Source organism: Sphingomonas sp. OK281, from assembly GCF_900115295.1.
Classification (GTDB): Bacteria; Pseudomonadota; Alphaproteobacteria; order Sphingomonadales; family Sphingomonadaceae; genus Sphingomonas.
Map to the genome: position 1 here is coordinate 57315 of NZ_FOVZ01000001.1, position 19487 is coordinate 76801.

At 58.7% G+C, this 19487-nt stretch carries 19 protein-coding genes, 1 tRNA gene and 2 pseudogenes; 12 read left to right on the forward strand and 10 right to left on the reverse strand.

Translation table 11 applies throughout. The annotated features are described in order from the left end of the window. Positions 1-156: 156 nt before the first annotated feature. Positions 157-1278: a DUF1972 domain-containing protein gene (locus BM244_RS00305; protein WP_093396709.1), complete on the forward strand. Its 1122-nt coding sequence runs from the start codon at positions 157-159 to the stop codon at positions 1276-1278. Between the two features lie 71 nt (positions 1279-1349). Then, entirely contained in the window at positions 1350-2606 is a 1257-nt protein-coding gene (locus BM244_RS00310) for an oligosaccharide flippase family protein (RefSeq protein ID WP_175517975.1), read from the forward strand. Between the two features lie 124 nt (positions 2607-2730). On the opposite strand, the gene BM244_RS00315 is transcribed toward BM244_RS00310, so the two are convergent. Continuing rightward, positions 2731-3900 carry a polysaccharide pyruvyl transferase family protein gene (locus tag BM244_RS00315; RefSeq protein ID WP_254784292.1) on the reverse strand — a complete coding sequence of 390 codons (1170 nt, stop codon included), beginning with the start codon at positions 3898-3900 and terminating at the stop codon, positions 2731-2733. 274 nt (positions 3901-4174) lie between these two features. On the opposite strand from BM244_RS00315, the gene BM244_RS00320 reads away from it, so the two are divergent. From BM244_RS00320 to BM244_RS00350, 8 genes and pseudogenes are all read left to right on the forward strand, one after another. Then, positions 4175-5413: a glycosyltransferase family 4 protein gene (locus tag BM244_RS00320; RefSeq protein ID WP_093396713.1), complete on the forward strand. Its 1239-nt coding sequence runs from the start codon at positions 4175-4177 to the stop codon at positions 5411-5413. Then, entirely contained in the window at positions 5388-6299 is a 912-nt protein-coding gene (locus BM244_RS00325) for an NAD-dependent epimerase/dehydratase family protein (protein ID WP_175517979.1), read from the forward strand. Before BM244_RS00320 ends, BM244_RS00325 begins: the two co-directional genes overlap by 26 nt. After that, positions 6296-7258, forward strand: coding sequence for a glycosyltransferase family 2 protein (locus BM244_RS00330; protein ID WP_093396716.1), 963 nt, complete (start codon positions 6296-6298; stop codon positions 7256-7258). The genes BM244_RS00325 and BM244_RS00330 overlap by 4 nt, the downstream gene beginning before the upstream one ends. Next, positions 7203-8498 (forward strand): Coenzyme F420 hydrogenase/dehydrogenase, beta subunit C-terminal domain, encoded by a 1296-nt coding sequence (locus tag BM244_RS00335; RefSeq protein ID WP_217649067.1) that lies wholly within the window; start codon positions 7203-7205, stop codon positions 8496-8498. Before BM244_RS00330 ends, BM244_RS00335 begins: the two co-directional genes overlap by 56 nt. 138 nt (positions 8499-8636) lie before the next feature. Further along, positions 8637-9830: a hypothetical protein gene (locus BM244_RS00340; RefSeq protein WP_139226833.1), complete on the forward strand. Its 1194-nt coding sequence runs from the start codon at positions 8637-8639 to the stop codon at positions 9828-9830. Further along, positions 9827-10612 (forward strand): hypothetical protein, encoded by a 786-nt coding sequence (locus BM244_RS22515; RefSeq protein WP_139226834.1) that lies wholly within the window; start codon positions 9827-9829, stop codon positions 10610-10612. The genes BM244_RS00340 and BM244_RS22515 overlap by 4 nt, the downstream gene beginning before the upstream one ends. Positions 10613-11048: 436 nt before the next feature. Next, the gene (gene tnpB, locus BM244_RS00345) at positions 11049-11396 is read left to right on the forward strand and encodes an IS66 family insertion sequence element accessory protein TnpB (RefSeq protein WP_093396719.1); all 348 of its coding nucleotides are present in this window, start codon (positions 11049-11051) and stop codon (positions 11394-11396) included. Positions 11397-11484: 88 nt separating this feature from the next. Further along, positions 11485-12144, forward strand: a pseudogene (locus BM244_RS00350) (IS66 family transposase zinc-finger binding domain-containing protein); the annotation flags it as partial. Between the two features lie 182 nt (positions 12145-12326). Here the strand turns inward: BM244_RS00350 and BM244_RS00355 are convergent. From BM244_RS00355 to BM244_RS00365, 3 genes are read right to left on the reverse strand one after another with little or no spacing between them, the layout of a single operon-like run. Further along, complete coding sequence (locus tag BM244_RS00355; RefSeq protein WP_093396721.1) at positions 12327-12662, reverse strand: transposase; 336 nt, start codon at positions 12660-12662, stop codon at positions 12327-12329. A gap of 18 nt (positions 12663-12680) precedes the next feature. Continuing rightward, positions 12681-12851: an IS110 family transposase gene (locus tag BM244_RS23845; protein ID WP_368086055.1), complete on the reverse strand. Its 171-nt coding sequence runs from the start codon at positions 12849-12851 to the stop codon at positions 12681-12683. A gap of 6 nt (positions 12852-12857) precedes the next feature. Beyond that, entirely contained in the window at positions 12858-13061 is a 204-nt protein-coding gene (locus BM244_RS00365) for a hypothetical protein (protein ID WP_093396724.1), read from the reverse strand. A gap of 264 nt (positions 13062-13325) precedes the next feature. On the opposite strand from BM244_RS00365, the pseudogene BM244_RS00370 reads away from it, so the two are divergent. Both BM244_RS00370 and BM244_RS23740 read left to right on the forward strand, forming a co-directional pair. Beyond that, a pseudogene (locus tag BM244_RS00370) lies at positions 13326-14303 on the forward strand (IS66 family transposase); the annotation flags it as partial. 125 nt (positions 14304-14428) lie between these two features. Then, positions 14429-14554 carry a hypothetical protein gene (locus BM244_RS23740; protein WP_302847229.1) on the forward strand — a complete coding sequence of 42 codons (126 nt, stop codon included), beginning with the start codon at positions 14429-14431 and terminating at the stop codon, positions 14552-14554. A gap of 402 nt (positions 14555-14956) precedes the next feature. Here BM244_RS23740 and BM244_RS00380 read toward each other — a convergent pair. The 6 genes from BM244_RS00380 to BM244_RS00405 all read right to left on the reverse strand — a co-directional run bounded on the left by BM244_RS00380 (position 14957) and on the right by BM244_RS00405 (position 19340). Further along, positions 14957-15033, reverse strand: a tRNA-Arg gene (locus BM244_RS00380). Positions 15034-15084: 51 nt separating this feature from the next. Then, positions 15085-15786 carry an endonuclease III gene (gene nth / locus BM244_RS00385; RefSeq protein WP_093396725.1) on the reverse strand — a complete coding sequence of 234 codons (702 nt, stop codon included), beginning with the start codon at positions 15784-15786 and terminating at the stop codon, positions 15085-15087. A gap of 4 nt (positions 15787-15790) precedes the next feature. Beyond that, entirely contained in the window at positions 15791-16561 is a 771-nt protein-coding gene (gene dapB, locus BM244_RS00390) for a 4-hydroxy-tetrahydrodipicolinate reductase (RefSeq protein WP_093396727.1), read from the reverse strand. 102 nt (positions 16562-16663) lie between these two features. Continuing rightward, positions 16664-17431: a nucleotidyltransferase family protein gene (locus tag BM244_RS00395; RefSeq protein WP_093396728.1), complete on the reverse strand. Its 768-nt coding sequence runs from the start codon at positions 17429-17431 to the stop codon at positions 16664-16666. After that, positions 17428-18336, reverse strand: coding sequence for a hypothetical protein (locus tag BM244_RS00400; RefSeq protein WP_093396730.1), 909 nt, complete (start codon positions 18334-18336; stop codon positions 17428-17430). Before BM244_RS00400 ends, BM244_RS00395 begins: the two co-directional genes overlap by 4 nt. Further along, positions 18333-19340: a diacylglycerol/lipid kinase family protein gene (locus tag BM244_RS00405; protein WP_139226835.1), complete on the reverse strand. Its 1008-nt coding sequence runs from the start codon at positions 19338-19340 to the stop codon at positions 18333-18335. The genes BM244_RS00400 and BM244_RS00405 overlap by 4 nt, the downstream gene beginning before the upstream one ends. Positions 19341-19487 lie beyond the last annotated feature (147 nt).

Sequence of the window (19487 nt, forward strand, 5' to 3'; positions counted from 1 at the left end):
AAGAGCTGTCAATATTGCGCGATATGCTGCATTGCAAAAGACGGGTTTTTTACTATTGCCGCCGATTATATTGGGTTAATTCGTATGTGCAAACATGCTTCGACGGAGCCGTGTGGCTTCACCGCGTTCAAATCCGAGTAGATATTGGGAACGATCTTGCCTCTCCATCTGATCATTCTTGGCATACGCGGCCTACCAGCAGCTCACGGGGGTTTTGAGACCTTCGCAGAGCGACTTGCACCTTACTTTATAGAGCGTGGCTGGCGTGTGACGGTTTACTGCCAAGGAAGCGTGTCAGGCAAGATAGTAGAAGATGAGTGGCAGGGGATTCACCGCATTCATATCCCTGTAAAACGAACCGGATCGGCCGGAACGATTGAATTTGACATAAAGTGCACTCATGATGTCGAAAGTCGTGATGGTACCATATTGACTCTCGGTTACAATACAGGATTTCTTTCGACGTGGCTCCGCATGAGAGGCCGTCTAAACCTTATCAATATGGACGGACTTGAATGGAAACGTGCGAAATACTCTTGGGCTCCTAGGGCTTACTTATGGTTGAATGAGCGATTAGCCGCTTGGTCTGGATCGACTTTGATCGCTGATCACCCAGCGATAGCCGATCATCTTGCGACACGTGTTTTGCGATCAAAAATTGCAACCATCCCATACGGCAGCGATAAGATCGTTGACGCTGATCCTAGCCCGCTAGAAGCTCTTGGCTTGCAGCCAGGTCTGTTCTTTACTTTGATAGCTCGCGCAGTACCCGAGAATTTGGTTCTAGAGATTGTAAAGGCCTTCTCCTCAAAGTCGCGTGGCGTAAAGCTCGCATTGCTCGGAGGCTACGACAGAACAGATCCGTATCAGGCAATGGTACTGGAAGCAGCGAGTCCAGAGGTAGTTTTTACCGGTGGTATTTACGATCGCTCTATTTTATCGGCATTACGATTGCATTCAATTGCGTATCTCCATGGGCATCAGGTCGGGGGTACCAATCCTTCGCTAGTTGAAGCGCTAGGGGCCGGAAACGCAATTATTGCACATGACAACGTTTTCAACCGATGGGTCGCGGGCGATGCTGGACGCTATTTCACCAGTATCGAAGAGTGTGAACGGCAAATTGAAGCAATAATTACGTCTGAAACACTGCGGCGGGAAATGCGCGAAGCCGCCCACTGTCGCTGGGCAGAAATGTTCACGTGGCCAAAAATCTTGGCTGCCTACCACGAACTGATCGTGGCCGAAGAAACGAAGCACACGAACCGCGTGGAATGAGACACACGCGCACACTGACGGCTACTTCGGAAAAAGTTCGACACGTCGCGAACCGTCACAAGGCTATGATGATGGCTGCGACGCTAGCGCGAATGGCGGGTGGCCTGCTGACCTTTGTACTGCTGGCACGCTACCTCCATCCAGAGCCGTTTGGGCTTATCGCGACAGCAATGGCCTACACCGCCTTCATGGGAATTTTGACTGACTTTGGGTTGGGCACTGCCGCGTTGCGCGATGCTGCCGCTGTGCCGGACCAATCCGCGCAGATCATGGCTGACGCACTGGCGGTGAAGGGCTTGCTCGCTGCCCTCATTGTGCTCGTGGGAGGATTGGCTCTGACCTTCCTGATGCCCTTTGATCGACTACTGATTTATGGGTTCGTGTTCGCAGGGGCACTAGCCTATTCCTTCGGTGAGCTGTCGTTGGTCGCGGCGCGCGCTAATGGGCGATTTGACCTAGAAGCAAAAACGGTCATTGCGAGTAGTGTCGTCATGCTGGTTTTAGTAGGCGGTGTCGCTGCATTGACGGGTGCTGTCATGCCAGTAGCTATTGCCTTTTTTGTCACCCGGCTCGGGTACCTCTTACTAGTGCTTGTTACCTTGAGGCGCTGGCTAGGCAATCCTTTTACCAGCAACTGGAGCGGCATTGTCAGTACTGGCCGTCGTGCATCGAGTTATGCTGCTGACAGTTGCCTTACCAGTCTCGCGACGCAGATTGACGTATTACTATTTGGAGTATTCCTGAGTCTACACGACATGGGTATCTACCAGTCGGGCGCCCGGCTAGTGCAAGTCATTGTACCTTTCGCGGTGGTGCTATCTACAGTTTACCTCCCGAGCTTGGTGGCGGCGCGGACTCATGGGCGCGATGTCGAATACAGAGGCAACGCGACGCGACTGACTTGGGAGTTCACCTGTCTCGCGGTATTAAGCGGTCTTGGGTTCACCTTTGTTGCGCCGGCTTTCACCGATTTGTTATACGGCAATGCGTATCGTGCGCTACAACCGCTGTGGCCCGGTTTTGCGGTATTTGCTTGTCTACGCCTTGCGGCTTCCGCCTATGGCGTGCAATTGGTTGCTCTTGGACGGATAAGGGCGCGGTTGATTAACAGCGTGGCATCAATTGCTGTGCTGTTCGGGACGACCCTTCTCGTTATGCCGAAATTCGGCCTAGCTTCATCGACGTGGATATTAGCCCTATCGGCTGTGCCGCCCTTCCTATTTCTGGGAACAGCCTTGATGAGAACAGGATTGGGCGGCCGCCATGTTCTCGGGAGCATGGTATTAACTTTAACGGTAGTTGCAGTACTAGTCGCGGCTCAGATTTAAACAGAATTAACGTGCCTCAGGCACTTCGTGCTAATCGGATAGAGGCACGTTAATTTTTGAGCGCTTACAATTTACGTTCTTGATCAAATCATATGCCTATGATTCAGTGCACAGGCGCCTTATATTATGCGGCCGTCGGTAATTCCTTTAGAATATCGGCCATGACGCCCTGATAGCGATCGAGTCGCACTTTAACAATTTCGGCCATGCTGCGGACCAGTTCGTCGCGTAACGTCGCACGCCCATTAAATCCTGCAATGAGCATCGTCATCGCCTCATCGGTGGTTACGCAACGCCCATCGACGACGTGCGGATAATTAAGGGTGGAAAATAGCCCGTTGAATTTGCGACTGTAGGCTATCGGCATCACCGGTACGATCGACGAGAAGGCGCCGATGCAGGCATGCATACGGCCGCCGGTAAAGAAGTCGAGATTGACAATCCAAGACTTAGCTTCTTCCGAATTTTCGAACTTTGGCGCTATTTTCACGCCTGGAAACTGCTGAGCGATCTCATTAATGACGGTAAAATCGTCTTCCGCATCACCGGCATCGTGATGGACGTGCGACACAAGCCACACCTCGGTATTCGGCATTGCACCGAACGCAGTAATTAGTCGTCGATTAAGCTCGGGGTAATCAAGCGTTAAACCGAAGCGGTCGCCGTGACGGTAGAGCAAGCCAGAGACATTAATACCAACCTTGATCACTTCACCTTGATTTTTAACCTTGGCGGACTCAAAAGGTAAGCGGAAGGCGACATCGATTACCTCCTCAAGAGGCGCAGTTACGCCAAGATCCTTGAATGCGAGTGATGACATACCGTCTCGCGCGAATGTTATTTTGGCACGGTTAAATATCCAGCGAGCTGCTGATCGAGTCCAGGCACTATCGAACGGTCCAATGGTCTGCGGTGCAAATACCAAGGGGCGACCTGACTGAATAGCAAGATATTTGGTAATCGCCTGCAGACTAAATAGGAATCGTCCGTATATCGAGGTGAACCCATCACCCGCGCATATGTCGACTATAAGATCGCACTTATTAAGTTCGTTTCTATAATTACGAGTATTGGCAGTAGCTAGATCACGGACGCGTAGAAACGGGCCAAGTTCGATATCATCGGCAATTGTTAAATCTTCGCCTGGCTTGCCAAACAATATGAAGTGAGGCTTTGCCCCTGCCGCTGCCGCTGCCGCTCTCAATATAGCAATATTCGACCGACTGAGTGCGTCGACACCCAAGTTCGGTCTACCAAATTGATGCCACAACAAACCGATTCTCAACGAACGCATCAACGCGCATCCCCTTTCAAAAATTAGCTCGCGAAGCCACCATGCACAACGCAAATGCATGATACATTGCGAATTATAAAAACCAGAAAGAACAATCAAAAGCCATTCTGCATTCCGCTTATCGGACTTTCAACGCGTTTCTAGCATCTGGTATATTGCATTGCAGCAAGCGAGCAAAATTGCCATGAAGAATTATTGAAGGCCCACGCCATTTCGGTCGTGTGGCGGCGGTGAGTGTGCGGGTCGATTCGCACGTCGTTGAGGAATTGTGAACATGCGTATCGCCCTTGCTCACAAGTTTATCCGGTTAACCGGTGGTGCTGATGTGTTTTTCCGGGAGTCTGAACGTGTATTGCGCGAGAACAATCACGAAACGCTGATGATCGCGACCGGCGAAGAGGCGGATCTAATTGGCGTGCCGAACGGATTGCTGTTGGAGGCGCCTGCCTATGACGCGCCCGGCGCGCTAGCGAAGCTGCGCAGCCTGCCCGCGGCGATCTACGACCGCGAAAAGAAGAAGATAGTCAAGGCTGCATTGCAAGCGTTTCAGCCAGATGTTCTTCACGTCTTTGCTATGAATGTACACCTTAGCCCATCAATCGTCTTCGCGGCGAAGGAGCTTGGCATTCCCGTCGTTGGGACGTTTAACGACTATAAACATATTTGCCCAAATTATAAGCTATTCCATCATAACCACATCTGCTACGACTGCAAAGGTAAGAAGTTCTATAGCGCGGTAAGAAATAGGTGCTGTAAGGGGAGTTTCGCCTTATCTGTTGCTAGTATGGTAGAAGCCTATGTTCATGCATCAATGAATGTTTATGATCACTTTGACCATTTCACGTTCTCCAGTGATTTTTTAGCCAGCGTCACAACCGACTTTTGGCCACACCGTTCAATTTCGTGGTCTAAGCTGCGTAATCCGTTCGATTCGCGCAAATATACAGCGGCTGATCGCTACGATCCTTATGGGCTCTATTTTGGGCGGTTGATCGACGAGAAGGGCGTCGACCGGTTGGTCGCGGCAGCGGCGCTGGTTTCAGATTTTTCGATCAAGGTCATCGGCGACGGCCCTGACCTCGCCGGACTCAAGGCGCAAGCGGCTTCCCTTGGCCTCACCAACGTGCAGTTTCTTGGTCCAAAATGGGGTGCCGAACTCGACGAGATACTACAGCATGCTCGGTTCGTCGTGGTGCCGTCGATCTGGCATGAAAATTTTCCTTATGTCATCAATCAGTCGTTTGCTTTTGGCAGGCCAGTAATCGGCGCTCGTCGGGGCGGAATAACTGAGCTGGTCGACCACGGTACGCGAGGGCTAATCTTCGATCCCGATAATGTTGAGGAATTGGCCCACGCGATGAATTCGCTAGCTTGTGACGAGAATCTCGCCCGCCGCATGGGCAAAGCTGCCAAAAACTGGTCAGATGATCTATTTCGTGACGAGATAGCCTATAGCGACATCATCAAAGCTTATGAGGTGGCAATCCGTGCGCATAATTCTAATAGGCGGTAGCGGCTTCATCGGGCGCCACTTCGCTCGGCATGCAGTCAACAAGGGCCATCAGGTCACGATTGTTTCGCGCTGGTCCGAGCACAAATCCACTGGCGCTGCGGAGTGGCTCGAGGGCGGTATGGAGCGGCTAATTCAGGATCCTGGGCTGCTACGTAACATCGATGTCGTCTGCCAGTTCGCGTCCGTTTCGACACCGGCAAGTTCGGCAGGTGATCCGCTCGGCGACGTCAACGGCAATCTGGTACCCAACATTCAGCTGCTCGAGACCATGAAAACGGCAGCTGTAAGACGGATCGTCTATCTCTCGTCGGGCGGTGCGGTTTATGGCGCGCCTCAATATTCGCCGATGGATGAGGAACATCCGCAATGGCCAATCAGCTCCTATGGCATCGTCAAAGGGTCCGTCGAGCGCTATCTAGGCCTCTATGAACAACTTCATGGATTTAGACCACTGATAGTTCGACCGGCCAATCCTTATGGGCCTAGTCAGACTGAAAGTAACTTCCTGGGATTTATTAGTACAATCCTAAAGCTTGCCGCCGACAACGATGAGGCGACGATATTCGGTGATGGTTTGACGGTACGCGATTTTGTCTACATCGACGATCTGTGCGACCTGCTGATGCGAGGCATAGATCAGGACGCGACTGGGATATTTAACTGCGGGAGCGGTAAAGGCGCTTCACTGCTACAAATACTCACCGCAGTGGAGAACATCACCGGCAAGCAGATTCGCCGCCACCATACGGCCGCCCGCGCCTTTGACCCGCCAGCGATCGTACTGGACATTGCCAAAGCGCAGCGTGCACTTGGCTGGAACCCGGCGATATCGCTGGAAGATGGGATCCGGCGCTGCTGGCGGCATATGACGAGGAGCGCAACATGAGCGAGCAACCGACACGGGTTGATATCGCGCTCGCCACGTATAATGGCGCGAGATACTTGCCTGAACAGCTCGCTTCGTTTGCTCAACAGACTTATCCACACATTCGAATTTATGTGTCGGATGACGGATCGAGCGACGATACGCTCGGGGTAATCGCCGCAGCGCAAAATCAGCTCGATATTTCGATTGCTCCGCTCGATCCGCAGCGCGACATCGTACGAAATTTCGAAAACGCCCTGCGTTGCACTGAGGCACCTTATATTGCCCTGTCCGACCAAGATGATGTGTGGGACCCGCTTAAGATCTCACTACTTCAAAAATGCGTGGCCGGCCTTGAGGTGCGATACGGCAAGAGTGTGCCCGCACTGGCTTTTTGCGACCTAGCGATCGTTGGTGAGAAGTTGGACGTGATCAATTCCTCCTACTTCCGCTCTTCTATAAAATCAGGGCAGGCCGCATTCTTCCGCGATTTCGTGATCAACAACCACGTACCAGGCTGCGCGATGCTGATGAACCGTGCGCTTCTCGATCTCGCATTGCCGTTTCCGAAAGTTGATATTCACGATCATTGGCTGATCCAGGTAGCCTCACTCTTCGGCCATATCGGACATGTCGACATGCCGCTGGTGCAGTATCGGCAGCACGGATCGAACAGCATCGGCCTGGCCCATGTCGGCGAGCGGAGGGCGGCTAAGGCGCTACGATTCCTTACTTCACTGCCAAGCGAACTTGCCATGCGTCAGCGGACTTGGGCGATGCAGGCAGCGTCGATTTACAACAGCATGGCTCAGCTGCGCGCACGTTTCGGTAACCGCTTGCGCCCTGACGATCTAGAGATCATCGACGCAATCCTTGATCGCGCCGATGCAAGCCGCATCAACCACCTGTTACGTAGCGCGAAGCATGGTGATCGTTGGCTGGATTATCGTGGCGTGCTCCGCGCGCTGGCCGCGTCGTAACAAAAGCCCCCGCTATCGTTATAAAGTAGAGGTTAAGATGCTTTCAGTTGAAGAAGTTGTGCGGTCGAACTTGTGCTTAGGTTGCGGTGCCTGCGCAAACCTGCCCGAGGTGACGATGAAACTGAACGAACGGGGTTTCGCGCGACCGTCACGACCGCAAGTTGCGCAATCCGCGCCACAGCCCGAGCTCGAGGCCATCTGCAGCGGATATTCGGTAGAGCAAGATGCAGTTGACCGGCCCTACGACGACGTGTGGGGGCCAATTCTAGATATTTGGACTGGCAATTCTACGGACGCAGAGGTTCGGTACCGTGGCTCCTCGGGCGGGGTACTATCGCAGATTGCAATCGACCTGATCGAAAGCAAGGCGGTGGACTTCGTAGTCCATACCCAGGCAGATCCCGACGAGCCGCTTGGTAACGTCACTAGCCCGAGCTTCGATAGGAAAGGAATTTTGGCGGGCGCCGGATCGCGCTATGCACCATCAAGCCCATTGGCGAAGCTCAACGTCTATCTAGAAACCGGCAAGAAATTCGTCTTTATCGGCAAGCCATGTGATGTTGTCGCACTGCGGCGGATGGCGCGGATTGATCCGCGGATCGACTTGCAAGTGCCGTATATGCTCTCCTTCTTTTGCGCCGGCGTGCCGAGCCGGTTTGGCGCATTGGCAGTACTGAAGAAGCTGGAGGTTGAAGCGGCAGAGGTGAGCAAGTTTGAATTCCGCGGCCGTGGCTGGCCAGGCCTTACGCGCGCGACCCGCTTCGACGGGTCTGAGGCAACAATGGACTACAACAGTAGCTGGGGTACGGTGCTGAGCCGCAACCTGCAGTTTCGCTGCAAGATTTGCCCAGACGGTACCGGCGAGTTTGCCGATATCGTCTGTGCCGACGCTTGGTATGGCAAGGATGGCTATCCCGATTTTGCGGAACGCGATGGGCGTAGTTTGGTAATAGTACGAACCGCACGCGGGCAGGCGCTGCTCGCTGACTTGACGCACAAGGGGCGGGTCGAGCTTGAGCCCCTCCGCGTAGGCGAGATCGAACTGATGCAGCCCTATCAGCGCGATCGTAAACGCGCAGTACTAGCTCGCCTTGGCGCGCTTGTTGCCGGCAGGCGTAAGCTACCGAACTATCGCAACCTGCGTCTTTCCGCACTTACTTGGAGGTCTAACCCTCTATGGCTACTCAAAAATGCGCTGGGAACGTTTCGGCGCCTTCCCTCAACTCCCCCTGGAAGCTGAAGCAGTTACAATGCTTTTGCCAGCCCAAGCTTAACGGGGATCGCCACTGAGAATGCCGGATCCTCGCAACGCGAAGGGGGATGCGCCCGCGCGTCCTTAGCGCTTGCGCCTCCCCGCCTCTTGCTACAAGAAGCGGGTATGGCACAATCAACCGGAACCGCAACCTTGCCGTGGCGGTTGAACTGGATCGTCATCATCAACTCATTGATGATGCTACTGTATCACGCGACGGGCAACGGCGCGCTTGGCTTGGTTGGCAACGCGTTTTCGGCTATAGTCGTGATCTATTTACTTTTTAACGTGCTGACGTCGCCGGAAATCCTATCGCGTTACGGCGCGCTTCTCATTCTTTTAACTGTCGCACTAGCGGGAACTCTTATCGTCAACGTAGGAAAAACTGATCCGGTTGATTTTCTTAAATATATGTCGCTCTACGTACTTTTCTTCGCCGGCACAATTTCTCCGCAACGTGGTATAATGGGCTGGTCGTCCGCGGCCGTACTTCTTATCATTCCTCTGATACTGCTGCCTATCGGTAGCCGGGTATACACCGGTAGCACAGTTCTGGAAGAAGCTTCATTCTCATATTTCCAGACCCGCAACGCAGCCACTATTTATTTCACTGCGCTGATATTTTGCCTGGTTCCCATACTGGGCTGGCTGGCGATCCCGATCCAAATGTTATCCTGCCTGCTTCTTGGCAAAATTGGCCCGATGCTGGCGAGCAGCGCTGCCGTGGCAGTTTGGAATATTCGACCAAACTTGGCGTCGCTTGGTGTCCTGGTCGGCGGTGCAGTCATCGGGGCGGTTGCCTACTTCATTGGGCTTTTGCAGCGCGCGGTCGATGTAATTGGCCCGCTTTATCGTGATTTGTTTCTACTTGGTCCTACCGTAATCGGCCTAATGAGTTACGGTGAAATCGTTCGGCGCGCAGGATCCACGGATGTGTCCGGCTATTTTCGGATCAAGCACTGGGTGGAAATTTGGCAAATCTACAGTAGCGCCGGCCTTGATCATATTTTGTTCGGATATGGGCCTGGGCAAAGCAAGCTCATTACAACTGCACTTTTGGTCCCACATAACGACTATCTCAGAGTCCTTGTAGAATTTGGCGTATTTAACCTCATTTGCTTTTTGACTCTATTGATCATCATAATCTTACGATTGCCTAGCAAGATTACCAAGTCTCTATTTACAGTATATGTTATTTATTCTTTTACGGATAATATGATCGATAACTTTTCTTCGATGGTTCTACTTTTTGCTGGTGCAGGCCTTTATGCTCGTGGCAATATATTGGAGTCCGACATTCAGCGCGAGGAACCAGCATGATTTTCAAGCATGAAGTTCGGCGGTCAATGGCATTTCTGTTGCCAGCTTTTTTTGTTCTGACAGCCGGCGTCTCTACTGCCGGACACTCGTCTTGTCCCACGCTAGCCAAATCCTTTTCTGCGAACGACCGCCGCCAAGCGCTCCTTTCGATTTCATCAGCTGGCGAAGCGCTGCCACGCGGCGTGAACCACTTCATGAACTGGCGCACGCATGGTCGTGTTGGAATAGGCAACAATGCTCAGCAATACTCGGCATTCGTTCCTTGGGGGCAGGTTTTTCCTCAAGAGGGCGGCGATCCCATCGTGCCCGCTGCCATTGAGGTTCGCGATTTGCGAGCTTACGTTCTCAGTCGTCGAACCCAGCGTTGGAAGCTGGTGTCCCGAACAGACCAGATTCAAGGCCGACTGTTTCTGCCGAATTTTGATCGCAATGAAAGCGTTGCAGCTGACGTTGAGTTCTTGCCAAACAGAACAAGAGTGAAACTAGACTCAGTGCGTCCGTTTCATTTTTGGCCCGCACAAGGGCGTGTCGCGATCGATGGCGCTGATGTGAGCGGCATTTTGGTCGTGTTTCAGAGCCGCGTGGTAGCCGGGAAGCCTGGTGGTAATCGCTACGTTGTGTCGGCGGGAGGTGATTATTGGAAGACGCCGGGCAGCGTTTGGCAAAACTATACCACCAACGGTGATGCCGGGATCGGGCGCTTCACAATTCCTTCGGCAAAATGGCGGCGAAGCTTTATGTATACCGGGCAAAGTGGAGATTTCACGAAATGTATAGAATGACGATGTGTCATCGTCACAATAACTATTTCATCAAATATCCAAATTTAGTTACATTTAGTTCAAACCTATCGTAGCTTGTGGGGTGCGGAGTAAGGAGAGGGCGATTAATGTTGATGACCGCCCTTAACGCACGCAGTTTTGCGGTTCGCGCCTTTCCCTCACAATGATTTTATTTGCGCGCTAGTACCGGGCGTTCCTCGAACGGTCGGATGCCAGGTGGAAGGACCCCTCCCTCCAAGTGCCGTGAGGGCGCTCCTCGAGCGACCCTTTAGACAATGCTCGGGCCTTCCACTTGGGTGCGTACCTTGTTTTAAGGATGGTGAGGACCACGGCTGCCCCGGCGCTGCTGGATACTGTGTTTGCTATGGCGGGGAGCGATCCCGTTCGCATCAGCGTCGCCAGATCAGGTGGCCGCGGTGCTCAAGTCCGTGATCCGATGATACCTGTTCCGAACGGCGCGAAAGTTTGGCTGGCGTTGGGTCACACGGACATGCGGCGTGGCATGCGTTCGCTCGCGTTGCAGGTTCAACAAGCGCTGAACAAGGACGTCCATGCCGGCGACCTGTACGTGTTCCGGGGGATGGGCGGGTCGCTGTGCAAAATCCTGTGGCATGACGGGCTGGGCATGTCGCTGTACGCCAAGCGGCTGGAGCGAGGGCGCTTCGTGTGGCCGGCTGCAAAGGACGGCACAGTCACGATCTCGGGCTCGGCGATGGCGTGCCTGTTCGAAGGTATCGACTGGCGCAACCCGCAGGAAACGTGGCGTCCGACCCAGGTTGGGTAACAAATTCCAACGGCAGCCGAGATGAGAAAAGCGGCTGAAATCAGCGAAAAACCGTAGGTTCCTCAAGGGTGTTCTGGTATAATCGGGTATGCTTTCGAGCGATGCCTGCGACGAGCTTTTGCAGCTTCGCACCGAACTGGCGGTCGCTCGTGATCTCGCGGAAAAGGCTCAGGCCAACGCACTCAATGCCGAAGCGGCGCGCGTCAGAGCGATCAACTCCGATCTGCTAGCTCGCAATGCTCATTTCGAGTGGATGAACGAAAAGATGCGCCGCGACAAATACGGCGCCAGCTCGGAGCGCAGCCGTCGGCTGATCGACCAGCTGGAACTGACGTTCGAGGAACTCGAGGCGGACGCTGCCGAAGCCGAGAGGCTCGGCGCAATAGCTTCCGCCAAAGCGACGATGGTGACCGCGTTCACCTGCGTCCGGTCCACCCGCCGCGACTTCGATCCAGGCTTGCCGCGCGAACAGGTCGTCATCCCGGCGCCCGACCTGTGCCCTTGCTGCGGGTCAGCCGACCTCAGCCATCTTCCGGCCGATATCACCGAGACGCTCGAAAAGGTGCCCGCCCGCCACAAGGTGATTCAAACCGTGCGGGAAAAGGTCTCTTGCCGTCGGTGCGAGAAGACCAGCCAGCCACCGGCGCCGTTCCACGTCACCCCGAGGGGTATGTTCGGGCCGCACTTTCTAGCCAGTTTGATCTTTCAAAAATACGGTCTGGACCAGCCGCTCAACAGTCAGTGCGATGGCCTCGAGAGCGTGGGCATCTCCTTGAGCAACTGTGTTCAGGCACTGCGATACTCGGTGTTGTTTTTGACCATGGCGTTGAGCGTGATGAGGAGCTTTCGCATGGTGGCGACGATCGCGAGCTTGAAAGGTTTGCCGGCTTCACGCAGCCGACTGGTTGTCGCAGCGAGGCGCCCTTTGCCTCAGCGCGCGATGGTGAGCGCTGCCAGGTAGAGCGAGCGTCTGACGGTTGGCCTGCCGCCCGAGCAGCGTTCAGGCCGGCTGGTCTTGCCGCTTTGCCGATCGAACGGCGCCAGACCGGGAAGGGCTGCAACCTGACGGCTGGAGAGGCGTCCGAGTTCGGGCATGCGCGCCCGAAGGCATCCGGCTACGATTGGTCCAACGCAGGGTGCGGTGCGTAGCAATGCCTCCCGTGCTGCCATATCGGGTGAGGCAGCGATGACGACGGCGATGGCTTTTTCGATCCATAAGGCCAACGCCTTGAGCCGCGCGGTCTGGGCGACGGTGAGGCGACGCATGGCGGTATCAGCGACGCTCTAAAGCTGGTTGCCCAGTTGAACCGCCTGGGCGACGGCGAGGTCGCGCAGACGAACATGCTCGGCAAGCCTGATGGCTTCGGGGTCATGGACATGGGGCGTGAGTTCGGCGTGCAGCGCGGCAAGGCAGCGTGCGATTACCGCAGCATCAAGCGGATCGGTCTTGGCCAGCTGTCGCTAGGCGCGGGCGAAGCTGCGCATCCGTGCCGGATCTAGAAGATAGGCGGCAAGCGCCAGCCTATCGAGCAGGATAGTAAGCTTACGCTCGTAACCGCCCGACGCCTCGAAGCCGATCCGCAGGCAGGCCGTACCGGCAAGCCGGGTGAGCTTGCGGCCGAGCATGGCAAGACCGGTCTTGCTGTTGGCGACCCGCCACAGCATCCCGGTCGGATGAAGGTGGATAACGAGTTCGTCTTAGCAACATCGATGCCGACAAAGAGGTCGGGCTGTGACATGATCCAGTCTCCCAGGCTTGTCGTGCGGGGTCCGTAACGGCCCCAAGCAACTGTTCGGGGTTTGGGAAGACGGATGCGGCCCTGCTCAGGAACGGTCTTTTTGACGACCAGCCTGTCGAACGGCCTCACATCCGCCGCCTGAGCGGGGTGGCGACCTCGCTCAGGCACGTCGTGGATATACCATCTCCCTCAGACGAGCCTGTCGACGCTCGCAGATCAGGTTGGCGCAGTGAGCGTAGCTGCCAGGCCATTGTTCCTGCTAATTGAAGCGCACGTCCTTACGGCCGAACGCCTCCACGGCGACGACACCACCGTCCCGCGGGTGGCGAAGTATAAGACCGACGTCGCGCGGATTTGGGATTACGTGCGTGACGACCGCCCGTTCGGCGGTCCAGCACCGCCGGCAGTGCTGTGCTATTACTCGCGAACCCGGAAAGGCGAACATCCTCGCAGACATCTCGCTGGCTATACCGGCATTTTGCAGGTCGACCGCTATGCCGGCTTCAACGACATGTTCCGAAATGGCTGGGCTGACAAACTAATGACGCGGGCAAACTGCTGGGCTCACGCCCGACGGCAGTTCTTCGAGTTGGCCGAGGTGGCGCGTCAGCTCAAGCGGCAGAAGGGCGGCGTGCCGCTCGTCTCGCCGATGGCGAAGGAGGCTCTGGAGTGGATCGACCAGATCTTCGCGATCAAGCGAGAGATCGACGGGCGGACTGCCGGTGAGCGCCTGAGCGTACGCCAGGAACGCGTCGCACCCCTGATCCAAGCACTGGAAACCTAGACGCGGGAAAAGCCCGGCATGCTGTCGCGTCACGATGCCGTCGCCAAAGCGATCGCCTATCTGCTCAACGACTGGACGGGGTTCACGACATTCCTCGCTGACGGTCGGATCTGCCTGACGAATAACGCGGCCGAGCGAGAGCTGCGCAGCGTAGCGCGCGGCAGGAAAGCCTGGTTGTTCGTTGGCTCGGATCGTGGCGGTGAGTGCGCGGCGATGATGTACAGCCTGATCGGCACCGCCAGGCTCAATGGCGTCGATCCGCTCGCGTGGCTTACCGACGTACTTGTCGGTATCGCCGATCTGCCGCAGTCCCGGCTTCACGAGCTGCTGCCTTGGGAATGGACCCGCCTTCGTAAAACGCCGCTCGTGCAAGAGGCTGCCTGATGACTGATCCCCAACCCGAACCCGAACTGATCGAATCTTCGCTGAACCGGTCGATCGAGCAAGGCGGCAGGCGACTGGAAGTCCACATCGTCCGTCTAGCTACCGAGTGAGGATGGTCTCTCGAAGTGGTCAACGACTACAACACCTCAATCGTCTGGGACGACCAGTTCGAAACCGATCGCGACGCTGATGAGGCCTTCCAAAGCGCGCTGGCCGAAGAAGGTTTCGGGGCCTTCCTCGGCAAGGACTGACGCACCAGCCCCGCTCCGATAGCCGTCAACCCGCGGCCGCTATCGGATGCGTACGACCCGGGACACGGCATCGTGGAGCAACTCGTTATCCAGGGCCTTCTTGCCAGTAGCCGATGTATTTCGCACTTTTGCGCTTCGAGCGCACGGCAATCCGACGCCGGCGCCTATTCCTTATCAATTGCCGCGGCCGTCAGTGCGGCCTGCACCATTAGATATAGTTGCGATTGATGCCGCGTCGACGCCCCACGCGCGACTTGCACAACGCACGGTGGTATCAGTCAACCGCTCAGACCTGCCGCGAATCGGCTGGAAAAGCGCGCAACAGGCATCATGCTAAAAATGTAGGTTTTCCATACATTTTCCGTACAAGCAAACCACCGTTTAACTAAGTCATTGAAAACTTGGTGCACCCGACTGGATTCGAACCAGTGGCCTCTGCCTTCGGAGGGCAGCGCTCTATCCAGCTGAGCTACGGGTGCCGGACGGTCCGCCTAGCAAAGCAAACCGGGGTGCGCCAGACGTTTTCGCGATCAGGGCGCGCCGGTTGCCGGATCGGAGGCGACCTCCGGTGGCGATCCCGCAGCCGATCGCCCCTTCGGCAGTGGGGTCTTGGGTTTGTAGGCGCAGAGATCGCTGACGATGCAGCGCCAGCATTCGGGCGTCCGCGCCTTGCAGACATAGCGGCCGTGCAGGATCAGCCAGTGATGCGCGTGGAGGCGGAACGGTTGCGGGGTCGCCTTGTCGAGCTTGAGTTCGACCGCGAGCGGGGTCTTGCCGCGCGCGAGGCCGGTGCGGTTGCCGACGCGGAAGATGTGCGTGTCCACCGCGAACGTCTCCGCGCCGAACGCGACGTTGAGGACGACGTTGGCGGTCTTGCGCCCGACGCCGGGGAGGCGTTCGAGCGCGGCGCGATCGTTGGGCACTTCGCCGCCATAGTCGTCGATCAGCATCTGCGAGAGCGCGATGACGTTCTTCGCCTTGGTGTTGTAGAGCCCGATCGTCCTGATGTGACGCTTCAGGTCTTCGAGCCCGAGCGCGACCATCTTCGCAGGCGTGTCGACCTCGCGGAACAGCGCGCGCGTCGCCTTGTTCACGCCGACGTCGGTCGCCTGCGCCGACAGGGCGACCGCGACGACGAGCGTGTACGGGTTGACGAATTCCAGCTCGGTCTCGGGGTGCGGATCGGCCTCGGCCAGACGCGCATAGAACTCGATGACGTCGGCCTTCTTCACACGCTCACAGCCCGAGTACGTCGCCCATCCGGTAGCGGCCGGCGGGCTGGCCGGCGAGCCAGATCGCCGCCCGCACCGCGCCGCGCGCGAAGATCGAGCGATCGTCCCCGCGGTGGTTGAGTTCGATCCGCTCGCCTTCGCCTGCGAAGATGACGCTGTGGTCGCCGATCACCGACCCGCCGCGTAACGATGCGAAGCCGATCGTGCCTTCGGTCCGCGCGCCGACGAGACCTGCACGGCTGTCGACGCGGAGTTCGGCGAGCGACGACCCGCGTCCCCTGGCGGCGGCGTCGCCGAGCAGCAGCGCGGTGCCCGACGGCGCGTCGACCTTGTGCTTGTGGTGCATCTCGACGATCTCGACGTCCCAGTCGGGACCCAACCGCGCGGCGGCCTCGCGGACGAGGATGCCGAGCAGCGTGACGCCGAGCGAGGTGTTGCCGGTCTGAAGGATCGCGATGTCGTTCGCCGCGTCGTCGATCATCGACTGGTGCTGCGGCGACAGGCCGGTCGTGCCGATCACGATAGCGGTACCAGCGGTACGCGCGGCAGCGAGGTGCGCCTCGACCGCGGAGGGCGTCGAGAAGTCGACCAGCACGTCCGCGATCCGGGCGATCGGGTTCGGGTCCTCGCGCGCGTCGACGCCACCCGCGAGCGATGCGCCGGCGGACTCGATCGCGTCGACGATCGCGCGGCCCATGCGGCCCGCACTCCCGTAGATGCCGATCGCGGGCGCGGTGGTGGCGGTCGGGGCGGCTTGGGTCGCGAGCGTCTGCATGCGCGGCGCTTTGCACCAAGCCGCGGTTCGGGGACAGGGGGGAGCGGTAGCCTGAGGCAATTTCTCCGCGAAAGTGCGCGATACCTCTCGGGTCGTACGGCCTCAGGAACGCGCGATCAGGTCCCGGACCAGATCGAGGTCGGCGGGCTTGTCGACGTCGACCGCCGCGAGGCCGAACGGGGTCGCGACCGCAGCCGCGTCGAGACCGGCGAGGCGTCCCAGGTGGGCAAGCGCGGCGACCAGCGTCAGCCGGCCGGACATGTACCGGAGCAGCGTGCCGATCCCGAGCCGGCGGACGATCCGCCAAGGCCGCTTGCGATCCGCCTCGACCTGCGCCCAGAGATCGAGCGCGGCGACCGAGCGGGGGGTGGCGAAGTGGAACAGGTTGCAGCCCGACCAGGCGCCGTCGGCGAAGCGGAGATAGGTGCGGCGGGTGCCGGGCGCGGCGGCCTCGATCACGTCCTGCCGCGCGAGCAGGGCGGCGACATCCGCGCCCGCAGGCTTGTCGGCGAGGAAGCGGGTGATCCATTCGGGCTGGAGCAGCGCGTGGTCTGCCGTCGTGACGAGCAGTGGCGTGCCGAGCGCCGCGATGCCGTCGCGGACGCTGTGGCTGGGGCCGGACGCGGCGGTGAGGACGGTAAGGCCAAGCGCAGTGGCGGCGGCGCGGACCGCATCGTCGGAGACCGAGACCGCGATCCGGGTTGCGCCTGCGTCTCGCAACGCGTGCGCGACGCGGGCGAGCAGGGTCTGGCCGTCGAGCAGGATCAGCGCCTTGTGCGAGACGCCTGCATAGGCCGCGACGGGATCGACGCCGCCGCGCGATCCGGCGAGGATCAGTGCGTTGAAGCCCTGGCCGGCCGTGGCGCTCATATCGGCTTGGCCCCGGTCTGCGCTCGCGCGCGCCAGACCCGCCAGAACACGCCGGGCGCCGCGAGGATCGGGTGCTTCTCGCGCCACGGCGTCAGCGCCACGGACACGCCGGTATGCCGCTCGACCTTCCAGATGCCGTAGCGGGCGGCACCCTCGAAAGTGAAGGCGGCGCGGACGAGGCGGGCGACGTTGATCGGCTTGCCCGCGCAGCGGCGGCGTCCCCAGGCCTGGAGGAGGGCGCGCCGCTGGCCCGACGCCAGTTCGGGTTTCAGCGTGCCGGCCTCATCGCGATAGGCGATGCCGTCCGCGGTCCAGGCGAGCGGCAGGAGCTCGGCGTAGCGGCACGGATCGAAGCCGAGGATTTGCCCCTCGCGCCCCTTGCGTTCGACGCGGAGTTCGGCGGCATAGGTCTGGCGGAACAGTGCGCGCCAATAGTCGTCGGCCGTCCCCGTTTCGGGGCCGAGCGCGGCGGCAAAGCGTGCGGCCGACTTCGCCGCGTCGCCGATCGCGGCGGCCACCTTCGTCGCGGTGTCCGGATCGCGCACCCAGACCAACGCGGAGGGCTGCACGAACCGGGTCCAGATCGTCGTGTCGAGCGTCCGCGCTGCCGCGGCCTTCGCAAACGTCGCAAGACGCATGGTGGCTATCTTCGCGCGCAGCGTCTCGCCGTGGAGGTCGAACTCGCGGTAGCTGACGGTCGGCCACATGCCCCGCTCGGGCGGGCCGGCGGTCAGCACGTAGAAATCGAGCACGCCTTCGGTTTCGCCGGTGCGCAGGTTCGAGCCGTAGAACAGCACGGCCGCGGTCTCGGGGGCACCGTCAGCGAGCAAAGCTGCGACGTCGCGGACCGCGGGGATGGTGGGGACGTGCAACTGGCGGCGGACGACGTCGCCGAGCGTGATCACGGAACGACGAAACTGAGTGCGCGCGCTTCGCGGACGGTCAGGTCGCCGCCCGGATAGACTTCGCCGTCGAGGATGAAGCCGGAATCGATCGACAGGTCGAAGCTCGGCGAATCGATCCGGTGATAGCCGGCGCGATCGAGCCAGGCGGCAGGCGAACCGGCGACGATCAGCGGTGTCGCGGCGGCGAGCCAGCGCGGCGGTGCATCGACCACCAGCGTCTTCAGCCCGGCGCGCGGCACGCCGAACGGACGGATGCCGATCGGCATGCGCTTCAACGTCGAGGCGAGCAGGATGTAGCGCGCGCGATTGGTGTCGGCGTTCCTGCCGGCCGCGTGCACGCCCTCGTCGCCGCGCGACTGGAAGCGGATGCCCATCCGGTTGCCCTTGCGCCACGCGCTGCTGGCGCCGCCGAACAGCGTCTGGAGGATCGCCCAACACAGCGCCAACCCGACCGCGACGCCGTTGAAGGCGCCTGCGCGGTGCGTGCGCTGGGCAAGGGCGGTTGCATCGACGAATGCGCCGGCACCGAGCAGGAAGCCGCACAGCTTGGCACCCGTATCCTTGCGGATGACCTCGACCGGACTGCGCAGCTTGACGCGACCGTGACGTGCCGCGGTGAGGGCCTGATCGAGCGTCCAGCTATCCGGGATGCCGAGATCGAGCGCGAGCGCGTTGGTCTTGCCCGACGGCACGATCGCGACACGCGGTGCGGCACCCGTCCAGACGCGCGCGGCGGCGGTCATCACGTCGCGGATGGTGCCGTCGCCGCCGTCGATCACCAGCAGTTCGATGCCGTGGCGCGCGAAATCGGTCAGCACTTCGGCCAGCTCGGCCTGGGTGCGCGGGGTTACCGCAAGCACGGTGCCCGACAGGAACGGCTTGGTCGCCTCGACGCTGCTACGGTTGCGATGGCTCTTGGGGTTGCAGATGATGCCGGTACGGATCTTCGCGGCGGCGTCGCGCGGGTTCACGCTGGTCCGCTCGGACGCGGACGAATCGAACATCCCCTCGGGCAACCAGGCGGGTGCCACGGGAGGGGAGAGCGAGTGCCTGCCAAAGGCATCAAAGTTCGAAACAGCATCAGCCACGATATAGAGATACCCGTCACGGTACAGAACCGCTACAAATTTGTGTCAGCAAGATTTCCGTTC

Excerpts from the sequence above, each read along its gene's own strand:
- BM244_RS00365 (WP_093396724.1), bottom strand. The coding sequence starts at position 13,061 with ATGCTGTGGCGGGTCGCCAACAGCAAGACCGGTCTTGCCATGCTCGGC.
- BM244_RS00355 (WP_093396721.1), bottom strand. The coding sequence starts at position 12,662 with ATGCGTCGCCTCACCGTCGCCCAGACCGCGCGGCTCAAGGCGTTGGCC.
- tnpB (WP_093396719.1), top strand. The coding sequence starts at position 11,049 with ATGATACCTGTTCCGAACGGCGCGAAAGTTTGGCTGGCGTTGGGTCAC.
- BM244_RS00335 (WP_217649067.1), top strand. The coding sequence starts at position 7,203 with ATGGTGATCGTTGGCTGGATTATCGTGGCGTGCTCCGCGCGCTGGCCG.
- BM244_RS00310 (WP_175517975.1), top strand. The coding sequence starts at position 1,350 with ATGGCTGCGACGCTAGCGCGAATGGCGGGTGGCCTGCTGACCTTTGTA.
- BM244_RS00320 (WP_093396713.1), top strand. The coding sequence starts at position 4,175 with ATGCGTATCGCCCTTGCTCACAAGTTTATCCGGTTAACCGGTGGTGCT.
- BM244_RS00330 (WP_093396716.1), top strand. The coding sequence starts at position 6,296 with ATGAGCGAGCAACCGACACGGGTTGATATCGCGCTCGCCACGTATAAT.
- BM244_RS00405 (WP_139226835.1), bottom strand. The coding sequence starts at position 19,340 with ATGTTCGATTCGTCCGCGTCCGAGCGGACCAGCGTGAACCCGCGCGAC.
- BM244_RS22515 (WP_139226834.1), top strand. The coding sequence starts at position 9,827 with ATGATTTTCAAGCATGAAGTTCGGCGGTCAATGGCATTTCTGTTGCCA.
- BM244_RS00340 (WP_139226833.1), top strand. The coding sequence starts at position 8,637 with ATGGCACAATCAACCGGAACCGCAACCTTGCCGTGGCGGTTGAACTGG.
- BM244_RS00315 (WP_254784292.1), bottom strand. The coding sequence starts at position 3,900 with ATGCGTTCGTTGAGAATCGGTTTGTTGTGGCATCAATTTGGTAGACCG.
- dapB (WP_093396727.1), bottom strand. The coding sequence starts at position 16,561 with ATGCAGACGCTCGCGACCCAAGCCGCCCCGACCGCCACCACCGCGCCC.
- BM244_RS00395 (WP_093396728.1), bottom strand. The coding sequence starts at position 17,431 with ATGAGCGCCACGGCCGGCCAGGGCTTCAACGCACTGATCCTCGCCGGA.